The sequence below is a fragment of the Pantoea sp. AG1095 genome (assembly GCF_003208415.1).
In the GTDB taxonomy this organism is placed as follows: domain Bacteria; phylum Pseudomonadota; class Gammaproteobacteria; order Enterobacterales; family Enterobacteriaceae; genus Pantoea; species Pantoea leporis.
The window spans coordinates 20,996-36,919 of record NZ_QKMJ01000006.1 but is presented as its reverse complement, the minus strand read 5'-3'; the positions used below and the strand labels follow the sequence as shown (position 1 = coordinate 36,919).

Sequence of the window (15,924 nt, the reverse complement as noted above, 5' to 3'; positions counted from 1 at the left end):
ATATTCGCATTATCATATGACAATATTTCTCATCTTGCAGCGAATTTTTGTCGCAAGCCATGCCGGATGACAGAATTACTGGAAAATGCTAAATTGCCGCCGATAACAATATCGCTAAAACAACAATAACGTGCTCTCTATCCGGGTAGGTAAACTATTACTTGCGGGTAGCGCTTTGATATATCAGGGCTGTCACGAGAATAATAATGAAATTACAATCTTATGATAAGTTGAAACAGAGTAAATATCGGCTGTCGCTGATGCTATTTCTGTTTCTTAATGTCGCCGTTTCGCTTTTTTGCCTGCTGCCGATTTTAGGCAGCGATAGCCCAATACGCTCGCTGCCGGTGGACGTTGTAGCGGGCTTCAGCTCCACGCTGCTGGTTATTTGCTTAATGGCGTCAAAACAAAAATTACCGCTATTAAATCCTGTGGCTTTTATTTTGGGTGCGCTGTGGGCGTGGCATATTAACCACAGATATCATCTGGTTTACTATTTTGATGGCAGCTTTTTAATTATCAGCCTGTTAAGCGTGTTCTTTATCAGTGCCATTGCGCTGAGTGATTATTTGATTGCATTCTGTTTACACATCACACCGCCGGTATTAACCGTGCTGTTATTGGATGATGGCCAGCATTTAATGATGATCTTATTCACCATTACGCTGCCATTAATCGGCTTTTCACTGCACCATTTAATGCGTCGTCGCTTTGATACCTTCACCCGTCGGCTGGTGAGCCAGCTGTATGAGGAAAAAGAGAGCTTCAGCGATTTGAGCATGCTCGATCCGCTTACCGGCTTGTACAACCGCCGTGGATTGAAGAATCGCCTTGATACCATTCTGGAAAACCACGCCGGCAGCCACTTTGTGCTGCTGCTGGATATCGACCACTTTAAAGCCTACAACGACAATTACGGCCATGCGATGGGCGATCAGGCGCTGGCGCGCGTGTCCGTGGCGATCCGCGACGCGGTGCGTTCGCGCGATGTGGTCACTCGCTACGGTGGCGAAGAGTTTCTGGTGCTGATGACCAATGTAAACGCCTCAATCGCAATGAAACTGGCTGAACGCATTCGTCAGTACGTGGTGGATTTGGAAATTCCGCACCGCTTCAATGAGAAAGTCTCGACGCACGTCACCATCAGCGCTGGCATCGCGCCCATCTTTGCTGACGATTTTGACCAGGCAGTCGCCAATGCTGACCGCGCGCTGTATGTGGCGAAAAATCAGGGACGTAACACTATTCTGGCGTGGGAGGATTTGCCGAAATTGACGCAGGCGAGTAATGAACTGATATAAGGCCTTGTCATTACCCAACGCACACCTCGTCGCGGCGCAATTTATTGCGCGATAAAACGCGCCGCGACGAAATGTGCGTTAACAGTTGCATGTGCAGAAATGTTGTTCAAAATGCTGGGAACGATTATCATTTGTCTCTCGATTCCCGTTATCACTCAGGACCGGCATGGCCATCATCACGCGTCAGGATCATCGCTTCAGCGAGCATCCACTGATCTTTATGCAGAGCGATCGCAGTTTAGCGAGCGCACTGGAAGATCTGATGCGCGATCAACGCAGCTACATGCTGGATAACCTCAAGCTTGGCCAGCCGGCACCCGCCGGGACGTTAACTCTGGCTGAATGGTCCAATCCGCTTCACTATCGCCGCCTGACGCAGCGCTACAGCGATTATCTCTATCGCGATCATCCTGATGCGCAGCAGGAAGCTAAGCCGCTGCAATCGCTGTGGGCGCAGTGGTATTTTGGCCTGCTGCTGCCACCGCTGATGATGGCGTTATTGCAGGAACCGCGTGCGCTGAACTGCTCGCCGCATCTGATTCACGTTGAGTTTCACGAAAACGGCCATCCGTGCGCATTCTGGCTGGATGTGCAGGAAGATGAGGATGCGCGCTACCTCAATGCCCAGCAGCGTATCGATCGCCTGATTCAGCAATGCCTGATTCCGGCGGTTAACGGCATGACGCAGCACGGTGATATCAATGCGAAGCTTATCTGGAACAACATGGGCTTTTCGTTTTACTGGTTCCTTGGCGAATTGAAAAACCAGTTGCCAGAAGAGACGATTTTGCAGCTGGAACAGGCGCTATTTTTCAGCAAATCCCTGCTCGATGGCAGCGATAATCCGCTGTATCGCACCATGATCCCGCGTAATGGCGAAATGGAACGACGCAGCTGCTGCCAGCGCTATCGTATCCCCGATGTAGAACGTTGCGGTAACTGCACGTTAAAAGCGGTGTAGCCCTCGCGCATTCTGTTACAGATTCTCCTTTTCTCCCGTTTACACTTTTCCAGGCTTATGGCATTTTTTCGGCTCTGTTTTTACCGGAGATAACAATGAGCCTGGAGTCGGTACGGCACTTCTTTGCCGAACATGCACCGGATATCGACATCATCGAGATGCCGGAAAGCACCGCCACCGTTGAGCTGGCCGCACGCGTTCATGGCGTTCAGCCTGGGCAAATCGCCAAAACCCTGTCGCTGAAAGTGAAAGATGCCATCGTGCTGATCGTTACGCGCGGCGATGCGCGTCTCGACAACCGCAAGCTGAAAGCTGCGCTCGGCGCCAAGGCGCGCATGTTAAGCGTGGATGAGGTGGTGAACTGGACCGGACATCCGGTCGGCGGCGTTTGCCCGTTCGGGCTGGAAAATCCGCTTACCGTCTATTGCGATGTGTCGCTGCGCAGCTTTGATGAAGTGCTGCCCGCAGCCGGATCGATTCATAGCGCGGTGCGCATTTCGCCGCAGCGCATGGCGGAACTCACCGCGGCGAAATGGGTTGACGTCTGCGAGGCGCTTTAAGACGACTCGCGCGCGGCGGCACCGGAGATTTCGATGCCGCGCGTCTCGCGACCAAAGGCCACTAATACGCAAATCAGCACCGCCACCGTTCCGGCGACAATCGCCATGCCCAAACCATAATTGCCGCCGTGCGCCTCGGCGATACGCGACTGCAGCGTCGCATTCACGGAGGCGATCAAATTCCCCAGCTGATAGACAAAGCCCGGCAGCACCGCGCGCGCATTGGCGGGCACCAGTTCGGTAAGATAGGTCGGCACCACGCCCCACGCGCCCTGCACCATAAACTGCATCAGAAACGCGCCGATACCGATCATCCATGAACCGCTGGAGAAGGCCCACAGCGGCAACACCGGCAGCGCGAGGAATGACGCCAGAATAATCGCGCGCTTGCGGCCAATGCGCTCGGAGAGTGCACCAAAGGTAATGCCGCCCAGCATCGCCGCGATGTTGTAGCTGATGGCAATGATGCTGACGGTGTGCGGATCAAACTGATGCTGCACTTTCAGGAAGGTGGGATAGAGATCCTGCGTACCGTGGCTGAAGAAGTTAAAGCAGGCCATCAGCAGCACCATATAGATACAGATTTTCCAGTGCTGGCGGATAATCGGCAGCAGCGCATTGCTCTCTTTCCGCTCGCGCGCCGCCAGCCACACGGGCGATTCCGGCACTTTGAAGTAGATAAACGGCAGCAGCAGAATCGGCAACGCGCCAATCAGGAACATGCCGCGCCAGCCGACCGTTTCGAAGAACAAACCAAAAATCACCGACGCCAGCAGATAGCCGCACGGATAACCAGCCTGGAAGATGCCGGACATCAAGCCGCGCGAGCGATCCGGAATGGTTTCCAGCGCCAGCGACGACGCCACGCCCCAAATCCCCCCCATCGCCACGCCGTAAATCACGCGGAAACCGAGGAACGCCGTGAAGGTCGGCGACCACGCCGACAGAAGCTCAAACGCCGAGAACATCACGATATTGAGCATCAAAATCGGTCGGCGGCCATACTTCTCCGCCAGCCGACCAAACAACAGCGCGCCGATCGGGCGCACGGCGAGCGTGAGCATGATGGCAAGAGAAACATCGGAGACGCTGGTATGGAAATACTGGGCAAGATCGCTGAGGACAAACACTAAGATGAAGAAGTCGAACGCATCCAGCGTCCAGCTCGCGAAACTGGCAAAAGCCACGTTGCGCTGGGTCGCAGTCCAGTTGAACATGTTGGTATCCTGTCTGATTAGCTTCCGGTTCGTTGGCCGGATTTATAGTAGAAGTTACCGCGCGAATAATTTCACGGGTTACTAATTTGTTAACTATTTGTATATAGCATGTCAGAAAGGCGGGCTGTGGCGGGAATTGCCAGCGAGTGATGCGCGGTGTAAAAAAACGTGTCATTGATGGAGGCAATATCCTGTAGCGGCGCGTTTTATCGCGCCGTTACGGCAGGTGCAGTCAACAATTTTATAACTGATTAAATGCCTTTTCGATCATCTCAAGCAGCAGCGCATTATTAACGGTTTGAATCACATGCACCAAGGCGCCGGTCTGCGGTGGCACGCCAATATCCAGCCGCAGCGGCGTGCGATAACGCCAGCTTTTGCCGCGCGTGGCGCCAGGTCGCAGCTCAATATCCACATGATAATCCACGCCGTCGGCGACACGCTGATTCAGCAGCCACGCCACCACCAGCGCATCGTGTATCCAGCAACCTGGCAGATGACGGGTGCGGATCGAATAATCGATCCACGGCCGCAACGTCTCGCGCACAAACTGCGGCAACGGATGATCGTTAGCGGTCAGTCGCGTGAGATCCTGCTGCGTCATCAGAGTTTGCGTGGTGGCGTCCATTGGTACCAGCGTGATGGCAGCACCGCTGTGCAGCACCTGATGCGCGGCTTCCGGATCGAGGCCAAAATTGGTGTCTTTGATGTAATCATCCAGCGCGAACACACCGCCCATAATCACAATCTCTGCCACCGATTCAGCCATCTCTGGATAACGCTGCAGTGCCAGCGCCACGTTGGTCAACGGGCCAATGGCTACCAGCGTAAACTCGCCGGGATTGTCACAAATCAGTTGGCCCATTACGCCAGCCGCATCATGTCCATCCGCCGGAATACGCTGCGGTTGACGAACGCCGCGCCACAGTTCACCGAGCTTTTCATCAGCAACGTGGTCAAGACGCGCACGCCACGGCGCAGGATCTTCACGCAGCGCCTGCAGCGCGCCCTGCACCACCGGAATGTTGCGTCCCAGCCGCTGCAGCAGATCTTTCGCAACCTGCGCACCCACCGCGCTCGGCGTGTTGCCGGTCACAGTGGTAATCAGTTCCAGCGACAGTGACTTTGAGGCCAATGCTAACGCCAGCGCGAGGCCATCGTCGGTGTTGGCGCCCGCTATACCGTTTCCCGGATCACAATCAATAATCAATCTTTTCATAGTGTTATAATTTTATTCTTGTTGAGTAAGCACGCAGCCACAGGACTCACCGATTTCTAAATGGTGAGGAAATTCCGCCAGCTTCGCGTCGCCATCCCAATTTTTGAGCATAGCAATCGCACTGCGCGCCATATCGCGCAGCGGCTGACGTACGGTGGTGAGCGTCGGCACATGAAACGCCGACTGATCGGTACCGTTAAAACACACCAGCGCGACATCCTGCGGCACGCGCAGTCCATGCTCCGACAGCGCACGAATGCAGCCAATCGCCTGGCCTTCATTACTGGTAAACAGCGCGCGCGGCACACGACCGCTGGCCACCATGCGCTGCGCGGCGTCGTAACCGCCCTGCCGCGTGTAGCTGGCAGGGAAAATCATTGCCTCATCTGCCAGCAACCCTTTCTGCGCCAGCGCATCGCGCCAGCCGTGAATACGGTCCTGCGCGTTAAGCATGTCCAGTGGACCGCTGATCATGCCCACCTGCTGATAACCGTGGCTGAGCAGATGCGCGGTCACCTGGCACGCCGCTTCGCGCTCATTGACGCGCAGCATGCCAACGCCTGGACGCGGCTCAATGCGATCCAGCATCACCAGCGGCGTACCGCTGGCCTGAATCACATCGATGTAGGGATGGCGATCGACGCTGTTGTAAAACAGGCCATCAACCTGACGATTTAACAGGCCCTGAATAATCTCCAGCTCGCGTTTGCGATCGTCGCCGGCATCCCCCAACAGCATGACGTGGCCGTGATTCATCGACTCCTGCAACAGCATGTGCGCCATCGAGGCAACAAAGGGATTGCCGATGTTTGGCACCACTAAACCAAAGGTTTTAGTGCTGCCCGAAGCCAGCGCGCGCGCTACCGCGTTGGGGCGATAGCCGGTCTGTTTGATCGCCTCCAGCACGCGCTGACGCGTGGCTTCTGCCACCGGACGCGGGCCGTTATTGATCACGTAACTGACCACCGCCACCGAGGTGCCGGCGATTTTTGCCACGTCCGTGCGCGTTACGTTTCCGGTTGGAGATTTCGCCATTCCTTTGCCCCTGCGTAAATGCCATTGGCCGGAATATCCGGCCAATGGGGGTTGTGATTTACGCGATCCTGCTGGTCAGATGGCATCTTCCGGCAGATTGAGATCGCGTCCGCGCGTTTCCGGCGCCACGAAAGTGGTGAGAAAACCGATGCTGGCCATCGCCGTGAAGTAAACCGCGATCGGCCACCAGTGTCCGGTAAACGACAGCAGCGCCGCCGCCACTAATGGTGCGGTGCCTCCTGAAAGGATAGACCCTAGCTCTTTCGCTACCGCCATCTTGGTGTAACGACGCTTCACGCCAAACATCTCGACGCCCCACGCTGCCTGCACGCCGAAAATACCCAGCGATGCCAGCGCCATGCCGACCACAATCACCGCGATGACAATCGTCGGGTCGCGGCTGTCCATCAGGCTAAAGGCGGGCCAGGCGTAGAACATCAGCAATAAGCAGAAGCAACGATAGGTTATACGGCGACCGAAGCGATCCGACAGCCAACCGGCAAACGGAATAATCACGAAGCCAAGTAACGAGGCGATGAACACCGCGGTGGTGGGCACCGACTTATCGATCATTAGCACTTTGGCGACGTAACCGACGATAAAGCCCTGCGCCAGATAAGAAGGGCCGTTTTCGCCGATGCGTAAACCCACCATGGTCCAGAAGGCGCGGGTGCGACGCCAGAAACTGCGCGTATCCACTTCTGCTTTCGCCTGCGCCAGCGTGGCGTTTCGTTCGGCCTGCAATTCCGCCTGCTGGCGTTCAAACACTGGCGTTTCTCGTAGATGACGACGAATCCACAACGCCACCACCGCAATCAACACGCTGCTGAGGAACGGAATACGCCAGCCCCACGCCAGTAAGCTCTCTTTGTCCATCTGGATCACCGCCAGCCAAACCAGCGAGGCGATCAGCGTACCGCTGTTTGAGCCCAGCGCAATCACCGACGAGACCAAACCGCGACGCTCAACCGGCGCGTATTCGCCCAGCATCACTGTGCCGCCGGACAACTCTGCGCCCGCCCCCAAACCCTGGGTAAAGCGCAGCAGCACCAGACACGCCGGTGCCCAAACGCCAATGCTGGCATAGGAGGGAATCAAACCGATTAATGTTGTGGAGGCGCCCATCAGAATGATGGTCGAGATCATCACCGTTTTGCGGCCTTTACGATCGCCGATCCAGCCGAAAAGCAAGGCACCAATCGGGCGGGCAATAAAGCCAACCGACCAGGTGGCAAAACTCGAGAGCAAGGCGATAGTCGGGGTGGCTTCGGGGAAGAAGACATCACCAAAGATAATGCCGGCAGCGAGGCCATACAGCGCAAAATCTGCATATTCCATCGCGGTGCCGAGCCAGCACGAGAAGGTGGCGCGCCAGAAATCTTTGCGGCCGGATGATGTTTCAAGCCGCGCGTCGGCAGCTGAGGAGGATGTCAGTGAGCTTTGTTGCGAAACCGTCATAACCCAATCCCTGAATGAGGTAAAAACAGCAAACGCCCTTCCGTGGGTCAGTTCCCTTGCAACAAGCGGAACTCCCCGGTGGCGACGTTCAGTAGGCAAACCTGGATGAAAAATCAGTAATGAATTCCCTGGTGTTGGAATCCGCTTCTTCGCCTGTTCCCGCCGATGTAATTTTCATCGATCGCATTAGTAAGGCAAATGTAACTGGGTCATCTCAAGGCCAACTTCGTCTCTGGCACCGTGAGTTATCACTATGGGCATAGTCTATCTACGCGCGTAGATAAATCAAGCAAAAATAGTGAAATTTATTAGATAAACTTCACTATAACTCATGAGCACAAGATAAAAGAGGCGTTAATTCATGACATTACATCTAATGCGCGTATGCAAGAAATGTCTGATTACAACGTAATTAACGATTATTGCTTACCATTTAACGGCGCATACTGCATCTTCATCGCGCTGGTTTTCGCACAGTTCAGTTAAAGTTTAATGACACACCCGCAATATTCTTAAATGCCGTTACCGGTGCGCGACTGACTCAGCGTCTGCATTACACTGGAGAAAGATCACTCAGGAGCGCTATGACCATTATTCTTATGCGACACGGTAAACCCAATCATCCGGTCACGGGGCGCTTCACGGCTCGGGCGCTGGCCGACTGGTGTGAAGGTTACGATCAGGCTGATATTTGCGACTCCCCGCCGCCGCGCAGTCAGACTATTGCGCGCCTGGCGAGTGTGATCGCCACCAGCCCGCTGCCGCGCGCCCGCTCGTCGTTAACGCGGCTGGGCTTGCAGCCGCACGCGGTGGATGAGGTTTTTAGCGAAGTGGCGATACCGACGTTGCCGTTTGAGCGTTTACATCTGCCGCTCAACGTCTGGCTGGCGCTATTGCGCTTGTTGTGGCTGTGCGGCTATGCCGGCCATGTCGAATCGGTGCAGCATGCGCGTGAACGTGCCCGTCTGGCGGCGGATAAACTGGTGGTGCTGTCGCAGCAAGGCACGGTGTTATTGGTTGGGCACGGCATCATGAATAAGCTGATTGCACGCGAGTTACGCAAGCGCGGCTGGCAAGCCGAAAAACATGCCAGCAGCCGCCACTGGAGCAGTGCGATTTATCATCGCCCGTTTATTTAAGGTTTGAGCTGAAAGTAACTCAGCACTTCACAACCGGTACCGGCCTGCGGCGTGGCAATCACTTTCATCTGCTGCAGATCAATCAGGCTGAGCGAACCGTCGCCCTCATTAGCAATCAGCAAGCTGTGATTATCCTCACTGAAGCAGCCATCCATCGGCTTGTTGCCGACATGAATATCGCCGAGCGGATTGAGCAGCTCGTCAAACAGCGTCACCACCGGCTCCTGATCGCCAATCGCCACCAGCCGCTCGCCGTTGGCACTGAAGCGCACCACCTGACACGGTTGCTGGTGGCCCGGCAACGTCAGGCGCTGGCGGATACGATGGCTTTGCCGATCCACCACATACAGCAGCGGCGCATCGGCGGCGCTCGCCACCAGATAAGGATGTTTCGGCGAGGCGGCGATGCCGGAAATCGAGCCGGGCATCAGAATATTGTCAATAATCCGCCCTTCCGCCTCACACAGATCCACCACGGTAATGCTGGCGTCCTCTTCATTCTCGGTGAACAACTTGCGACCGCTGGGCGACAAAGTGAGTCGGTGCGCATTGTGCGAAGGCAGCTGAATGGTTTTCTCCACGCTATCGCTAACGGGATCAATCACCGCCACCACCGCGCTGTTTTCACAGCAGAGATAAACTTTACCGTCTCGTCCCAGCTGGCCGCTGTGCGGTGCTTTTAACGGCGACAGATCGATAAAACCACTGATCTGCCGCAGGCGCAGATCGATGATCGCCACTTTGTGGCCGGGATGCGGATTGTCGCCGTGAATGCCGTCGCCGTAGATCGGCACGTAAGCTTTCTCCAGCTGCGGCAGCATCAGAAGCTCGTGTGGACGCGGCGGAAAGGTATTTAACTCTTGTTCAACGGCAAAGGTTTCGGGATTGAGAAACAGCACGCGATTGCCCTGCTTATCGACCGCCAGTAATCCACGGTGGTGTCGCTGCATAGTGTCTCCTTTTGTTCGTCACCTCCTTTAAGCGTAGCCAACCCGCAATCAGGAGGGGATTTTCGCGGCAGGCCAGCGAAAAATGCAGCGAGGTTAACACGTGATCTCACACGCAATTTTTAATCCGCCCCGCGACTTACGCCACGCAATTGTTATTTTATTAGGAATAGTCTCAATGAGATAAAATAGAATAATCAACAATCCACGCGGTTATTTATCGTTAATTTAAAGCTTAACGGATCCTTGATTTTCCGGTTTATCTGAAAGGATCAAAAAGTGATAGCCGCGCCGCACAGAATGTTTTATTAAGCATAGGAGAGTACTTTTTACACACAGCCTAAAGGACAATCAAGAGCGCTCAGCGCCGCGATCAGGGACGCCTTGCCACCATAATCACAATAATCAGGTGCATCATGAATAAAAAACGCCTTCAGCCAGCGTTAACCCTCTGGCATAACTGGAAAAGACTCGCTTTTACCAGCCAGACTTTCCTGCAGAAAAAACAGCATAATGCGCTCTGTGCGCCGGAATACGATCCCAGCCAGGAGGACAATATCGTGTTACTTTCTGGCGAAAAAGATCTGCCAGAGATTCCAAAGAAAGTCTGGATGTATTGGGATAATGAATATTTACCGAAATCAATGGCGTTAAATATTAAAAAGATTCGTCAGGATAATCCCGATCATGAAATTCATTTATTAAATCGTTTAACGATAAAAGAAGTTTTACCGGATTTTATCTTTACCTCGACCCAATTAACCGCCCAACAACGCAGCGAAGTGATTCGTCTGGAATTACTGTTGCGTTATGGCGGCATTGCCATTGATTGCAGCACTTTATTATTTGAAGATCTCTCCTGGGTACATCGCGCGCATCAGGAACGTCGCATGGATGTGATTGGTTATTATCACGAAAACGCCACCGTCAACTATCTCGCGCCGGTGATTGAGAGCTGGTTCCTGGCGGCAACCGCCAATAATCCCTTTATCCGCGAGTGGCAAAAACATTACGCACCGATCAAACATCTCGGCGAACAGAATTACTTCAGTGAATTGACCAAGCGCGATGATTATTCCCTGCTGACGCAGAAAATTGCGCAGCCGCAGCAGCAATTAGGTTCTCTGGCGCAGCAGATCGCCATGCGTGAACATCGCCGGGTGAATCTCTATCTGCGTAAATGCGAGGCGAACGCTTATTACTATCAGCGTTTAAGCGGCTGGAAAAGCGAGGCGTTTGCCCACGCGGTGCTGTTTCACCAGCGTCCACTCACGCCGCCACCGGTGATTAAACTCAGCGGCAATGAGCAGTTGCATCTCGACTTCAACCTGCGGCTCGGCAACTACAACCGCGGCAGTTTGTTGGGTCAGATGATGCAAACGCCTGCGCCGATCGCGCTGGCATCACCCATCAACAAAGCGCGCGCGTAACCAGTGAATTAAGGTGGTTACCGCCCGTGGTACCTGTGCGGCATACGGGCGCACCACCCACAACCGGTCGGCGAACGCATCCACCGCTTGCCACTGCGGCAGCACCTGCTGCAGCGTGCCGCTGGCGAGTGCCGCGCTGGCACTGAAATCCGGCAGCATCGCAATGCCCAAACCCTGCAATGCGGCATCGCGGATCGACTCGCTGTTGTTGGTGGCAAAGTTGCCCTGAATCTTCACCTGCACGGTTTCGCTGCCGCCGTCCGCTAATCGAAAGCGCCACTGCGGCGACTCGAGTCCGCGCGGATAATAAAGACAATTATGCTGCTGCAACGCCTGCGGTGAATCCGGCAGGCCGTTTTGCGCCAGATATGCCGGCGACGCCACCAGCAGCGCGCGGGTTTCACACAGCGGCAGCGCAACATGGGTTTCCGGCAGGCTATCACTGTGGCGAATCGCCAGATCAAAGCCTTCACTGCCGAGCGACACCAGACGATCGGTGACATCCAGCTGCAAGCGCACCTGCGGATAGTCACGCAGGAAATCGCCAATGATTGGCACCAACTGCTGACGCGCAAACGCCACCGGCGCTGTGACGCGCACCATGCCACGCACCGGACCGGCTTCATCGCGCACGCTGAAAAAGCTCTGCGCGATACGCGCGAAGGGATCGCGCAGCTCATCCACCAGCTTTTCACCGGCGGAAGTCAGTCGCACGCTGCGCGTAGTGCGCTGCACCAACGCCACGCCCGCCATCTTTTCCAGCTCTTTAATCTTCTGACTCATCGCCGCTTTACTGACGTCTAATCGTTCCGCCGCGCGCGTAAAACTGCCGAGCTCAGCCAGCACGGTTAACCAGTGCAAATGGACCCAAAGGCTATCGGTTTTAATTTCTTTCATATCGATTGTTCAAAATAATAAATAATCAATTCAACCAGCGCGCTTTTTCTTTCCGGCAGCAAGCGGCAGCATAGCGCCACATCCTACTCTTTTCATGTGAGCAAAAACGAGGTTTTATTTATGCCGTTACTGACATTCGACGTTATTCAGGGCCGTTCAGAATCAGAAATCCGCACATTGCTGGATGCCGCACACCGTGCGGTCTTAACCGCCTTCAAAGTCCCGGCGCGTGATCGTTATCAGATTGTTCACGAAAACAAAGGTTATCAGATGGTCTTTCAGGATACCGGCTTAGGCTTTGCGCGAACCGACAATCTGGTCATGGTGCGCGTATATACCAGCCCGAGAAGTGAAGAACAGAAGTGCCTGTTTATGGCAGAGTTAGCACGCGAGCTGCTGGAAAATTGTGGCGTACAGGGCACGGATTTGATGATTAGTTTTATCACCAACAGTAAAGGCGACTGGAGCTTTGCCGACGGCGAAGCGCAATACCTCACTGGAAAACTCTGATTCCCTTCTCTGCCCTCACTGGCAGCAGCCCGTCCGTTGCTGCCAGGCTAAACCACAGTCAGCCTGAACCCGCCTTAAACGAATCGGAATGCATCGCACAAATCTGGTTGGATGTGTTGCAGCCATGTGACACCCAATATAGATTGTCGCAAAATCCCCGCAGAGGGTCGTTGGCGCAAGGATTGCGTATTCATTCAAAATGAGGATCTGACGTTGTCCGAATTGGTTTCGGTTGTACTCTTTTTGGCTGCGATTGCAGTCTACTCCTTCAAAGCCGGGCGAAATAAATTTTGGTTTAGTCTGATCCTGCTGCTGCTCACGCTGTTTATCGTGCTTAACGTCACGTTGGTCGCCAGCAACTATTTTACCGGCGATGGCATTAACGACGCGGTGCTGTATACCCTGACCAACAGCCTGACCGGCGCGGGCGTGAGCAAATATGTGGTGCCCGCCATCGGACTGATCATCGCGCTGTTCTCGCTATTTTGCCTGCTTTCATGGTTACTGCGCCGCCGTAAGCGGCCGCATCACCTCGGCTGGAGTTTGCTGGCGATTGCCTGTGCTGCGGGTTCGGTACAAACCACGCCTGCGTTCCGCCAGGTGAAAGAGCTGATCGCCTCACATTCGCGCCTCGCCGATTCGGACTTCGAAACCTATTACAAAACGCCTAATAAGGTGATCGCCGAGCCAAAGCTCAACCTGGTCTACATTTATGGCGAAAGTCTTGAACGCACCTACTTCGATCAGCAGGCATTTCCCGGTCTGGCCCCGGAACTCAGCCGCGAAAAAGATAACAGCATCGATTTCAGCCAAACCGAACAATTGCCTGGCACTGATTACACCATCGCGGGCATGGTGGCTTCACAGTGCGGCATCCCGCTGTTTGCGCCTTTTGATGGCAACGCCTCGGCCTCGCTCTCCAGCTTCTATCCGCAGAATATTTGTCTGGGCGACATCCTGAAAAACTCTGGCTATGAGAACTGGTTTATTCAGGGCGCCGATTTACGCTTCGCCGGTAAAGACACTTTTCTGCTGTCACATGGCTTTGATGCGGCCAATATGTATGGCTCGCAGGAGCTGAAAAGTCGCGTCGCCGATCCCGGCTATCGTAATAACTGGGGCTACTACGATGACACGGTGATGGACGAGGTGTTTGAGAAATACGAAGAGCTGTCGCGCGCGCAAAAACGCTTCGCATTGTTCACCCTTACCGTCGACACCCATCACCCGGATGGTTTTATCTCGCGCAGCTGCCAGCGCAAAAGCTACAGCTATGATGGCAAACCAAACCAATCCTTTAGCGCGGTCGCCTGCTCGCAGGAGCATGTGGCGCGTCTGATTGAACGCATCAAAGCGTCGCCGTGGTTTAAAAACACCATCATCGTGGTGACCTCCGATCATCTGGCAATGAATAACACCGCGCATCAATACCTGATCAAGCAGCCGCGCCGTGACCTGTTTATGGTGATTCGTGGCGATCAGCCACAGGTGGAAGTGCTCGACGCCAAACGCAGTACGCTGGATAACGGCGCCACGGTGCTGGATATTCTCGGCGGGGATAACGCGATTGGACTTGGTCGCAGCGGCCTCTCTTCCACCTCGCTGTCAACCGAGTTTGAAGACATGGCGAAGCGCGTCACGGCGTGGAAAGCGGATATCATTCAACTGTGGAATTTCCCCAGTAAGATGGACAGCTTTACCGTCGATCAACAAAAAAACACCTTCACCTTCTCCGGCGCAACCTTCAAATTGCCGATTCTGTTCCGCGTCTCCGATAAGCATGTTGAACCGCTGCCCGAAGGCGAATACGCGGAGCCACTGCGTTATCAGCTGGCTAAATTTGCTGCCGACGACAAATTTGTTTGGGTCGATCGCTGCTTTAAAATGGCGCGCCTGTGGCAGCCAGATTTAGCTCTGTCGAACGATTTGTGTGTTTCGATGGGACAGATGGGCGCCAAACCGAGCGTTACCCGCATTGATAAACCGCAGTGGAAAGCGAAAGTCAGCTTCCCCAAAGCCGAAGTGAGTGCGGCAACCTTCCAGCTCAACGAGCAGCAGATTCGGATTGAAGACAACGCGATTCGCTACAACGCGGACAGCTTCCTGTTGTCAGTGCCCGGCGCGCCAACCAGCGTCAAAAGTTTTAAAGGGATCTCTCGCCCGGAAGAGTGGGGACGCTGGTCAAATGCCAATCTGGCGCCGGAAGTGAATATTGAGTACACCGATCCGCTGCCGGAACGCTTTGATGTGGTGATCACCGCGCGGGCGTTCGGTCCGAATGCGCACCGTCCGATTCCGGTGCGCGTTGGCGATGAAGAGCAGCAACTGAATTTAGGTGAAGATTTCTCCACCACCACGCTGCATTTCACCAATCCAACCGGCAGCCGCAATTTGATCATTGCGCCGCCGGAGCCGCAGGAGTCAAATGTCGGCAATATTATCGGCCAGGATCCCCGCAAACTGGGGATCGGCATGGTGGATATAAAAATAATTCCGCAAAACTAACGTAGGGTGCGCAGCGCCTCCAGCTTTTCGCGTTGCGTCCCCTCCGCCGTAAAGTTCTCTGCCGCCAGCCAGCGTTCGAAGCCCTGTTTCACCTGCGGCCAATCGCTATCAATAATCGAGAACCAGCAGGTATCCCGGCTGCGGCCTTTATAGACAATCGCCTGACGGAAAGTCCCTTCGAACTGAAACCCTAAACGCTGTGCCGCGTTTCGTGATGGCTGGTTGCAGCTGTCGCACTTCCACTCATAGCGCCGGTAGCCCAGTTGCTCAAAGGCGTAGCGCATCAGCAGATAGTGCGCTTCAGTGGCCATGCGCGTTTGTTTGAGCAACGGCGAGAAGGCGACGTGACCGATCTCCACCGATCCGTTTGTCGCATCGATGCGCATTAACGCCAGGCTACCGACCGCGCGGTTGCTAACGGGATCGATCACCGCGAAATGCATCGGATCACGTCCGTTTTCCAGCTGACGCGCATAGGCAATATAGGCCGCTTCATCGGCAAAAGGTTCGGCGAACATATAGGTCCAGTCACGGCCATCTTCAGCCAGCGCATAGGCAGCATAGAGTTCGCGGCCATGACGCTCGGCACTCAGCGGTTCAAGGCGGCAATAGTCACCGGTGAAGGTTTCATAGCTCGGCCAGGCGCGGGGTTGCCAATCTGGCAGCGGAAATCCTACCGGTTGTCCGTAATCATTCGTGTGTTGCGACATAGCTTAATTCCTTTATCAATCAGGGCCAGAATCGC

General features: G+C 54.6%; 14 protein-coding genes. 7 read left to right on the top strand and 7 right to left on the bottom strand.

Annotation, left to right across the window (positions count from 1 at the left end; translation table 11 throughout):
* Positions 1 to 206 precede the first annotated feature (206 nt).
* From DEU53_RS13810 to DEU53_RS13800, 3 genes are all read left to right on the top strand, one after another.
* Complete coding sequence (locus tag DEU53_RS13810; RefSeq protein ID WP_110867478.1) at positions 207 to 1,301, top strand: diguanylate cyclase; 1,095 nt, start codon at positions 207 to 209, stop codon at positions 1,299 to 1,301.
* A 166-nt stretch (positions 1,302 to 1,467) separates the two neighbouring features.
* Positions 1,468 to 2,262 (top strand): siderophore-iron reductase FhuF, encoded by a 795-nt coding sequence (fhuF, locus tag DEU53_RS13805; protein WP_110867477.1) that lies wholly within the window; start codon positions 1,468 to 1,470, stop codon positions 2,260 to 2,262.
* Between the two features lie 95 nt (positions 2,263 to 2,357).
* The gene (locus tag DEU53_RS13800; RefSeq protein ID WP_008107722.1) at positions 2,358 to 2,822 is read left to right on the top strand and encodes a YbaK/EbsC family protein; all 465 of its coding nucleotides are present in this window, start codon (positions 2,358 to 2,360) and stop codon (positions 2,820 to 2,822) included.
* Here the strand turns inward: DEU53_RS13800 and DEU53_RS13795 are convergent.
* From DEU53_RS13795 to DEU53_RS13780, 4 genes are all read right to left on the bottom strand, one after another.
* Complete coding sequence (locus DEU53_RS13795; protein WP_101762192.1) at positions 2,819 to 4,039, bottom strand: MFS transporter; 1,221 nt, start codon at positions 4,037 to 4,039, stop codon at positions 2,819 to 2,821. The two genes, DEU53_RS13800 and DEU53_RS13795, sit on opposite strands and share 4 nt — an antisense overlap.
* Before the next feature lie 241 nt (positions 4,040 to 4,280).
* The gene (locus DEU53_RS13790; RefSeq protein ID WP_110867476.1) at positions 4,281 to 5,258 is read right to left on the bottom strand and encodes a nucleoside hydrolase; all 978 of its coding nucleotides are present in this window, start codon (positions 5,256 to 5,258) and stop codon (positions 4,281 to 4,283) included.
* 12 nt (positions 5,259 to 5,270) lie between these two features.
* Positions 5,271 to 6,293 (bottom strand): LacI family DNA-binding transcriptional regulator, encoded by a 1,023-nt coding sequence (locus DEU53_RS13785; protein ID WP_110867475.1) that lies wholly within the window; start codon positions 6,291 to 6,293, stop codon positions 5,271 to 5,273.
* A gap of 75 nt (positions 6,294 to 6,368) precedes the next feature.
* Positions 6,369 to 7,751, bottom strand: a complete 1,383-nt coding sequence (locus DEU53_RS13780) for an MFS transporter (protein ID WP_101762195.1) — start codon at positions 7,749 to 7,751, stop codon at positions 6,369 to 6,371.
* Positions 7,752 to 8,335: 584 nt separating this feature from the next.
* Between DEU53_RS13780 and DEU53_RS13775 the strand changes: the two genes are divergently transcribed.
* Positions 8,336 to 8,890 carry a histidine phosphatase family protein gene (locus DEU53_RS13775; RefSeq protein ID WP_110867474.1) on the top strand — a complete coding sequence of 185 codons (555 nt, stop codon included), beginning with the start codon at positions 8,336 to 8,338 and terminating at the stop codon, positions 8,888 to 8,890.
* On the opposite strand, the gene DEU53_RS13770 is transcribed toward DEU53_RS13775, so the two are convergent.
* Complete coding sequence (locus tag DEU53_RS13770) at positions 8,887 to 9,840, bottom strand: YncE family protein (RefSeq protein ID WP_110867473.1); 954 nt, start codon at positions 9,838 to 9,840, stop codon at positions 8,887 to 8,889. The genes DEU53_RS13775 and DEU53_RS13770 overlap by 4 nt on opposite strands.
* A gap of 413 nt (positions 9,841 to 10,253) precedes the next feature.
* Here DEU53_RS13770 and DEU53_RS13765 point away from each other — a divergent pair, with 413 nt between their 5' ends.
* Complete coding sequence (locus DEU53_RS13765; protein ID WP_101762198.1) at positions 10,254 to 11,267, top strand: glycosyltransferase family 32 protein; 1,014 nt, start codon at positions 10,254 to 10,256, stop codon at positions 11,265 to 11,267.
* Here DEU53_RS13765 and DEU53_RS13760 read toward each other — a convergent pair.
* Positions 11,241 to 12,164 carry a LysR family transcriptional regulator gene (locus DEU53_RS13760; protein ID WP_101762199.1) on the bottom strand — a complete coding sequence of 308 codons (924 nt, stop codon included), beginning with the start codon at positions 12,162 to 12,164 and terminating at the stop codon, positions 11,241 to 11,243. The two genes, DEU53_RS13765 and DEU53_RS13760, sit on opposite strands and share 27 nt — an antisense overlap.
* A 120-nt stretch (positions 12,165 to 12,284) precedes the next feature.
* On the opposite strand from DEU53_RS13760, the gene DEU53_RS13755 reads away from it, so the two are divergent.
* Entirely contained in the window at positions 12,285 to 12,674 is a 390-nt protein-coding gene (locus tag DEU53_RS13755) for a tautomerase family protein (protein ID WP_101762200.1), read from the top strand.
* 213 nt (positions 12,675 to 12,887) lie between these two features.
* Positions 12,888 to 15,179: a phosphatidylglycerol--membrane-oligosaccharide glycerophosphotransferase gene (gene opgB / locus DEU53_RS13750; RefSeq protein ID WP_110867472.1), complete on the top strand. Its 2,292-nt coding sequence runs from the start codon at positions 12,888 to 12,890 to the stop codon at positions 15,177 to 15,179.
* On the opposite strand, the gene DEU53_RS13745 is transcribed toward opgB, so the two are convergent.
* Positions 15,176 to 15,889, bottom strand: a complete 714-nt coding sequence (locus DEU53_RS13745; protein ID WP_110867471.1) for a GNAT family N-acetyltransferase — start codon at positions 15,887 to 15,889, stop codon at positions 15,176 to 15,178. The genes opgB and DEU53_RS13745 overlap by 4 nt on opposite strands.
* Between the last annotated feature and the right edge of the window lie 35 nt (positions 15,890 to 15,924).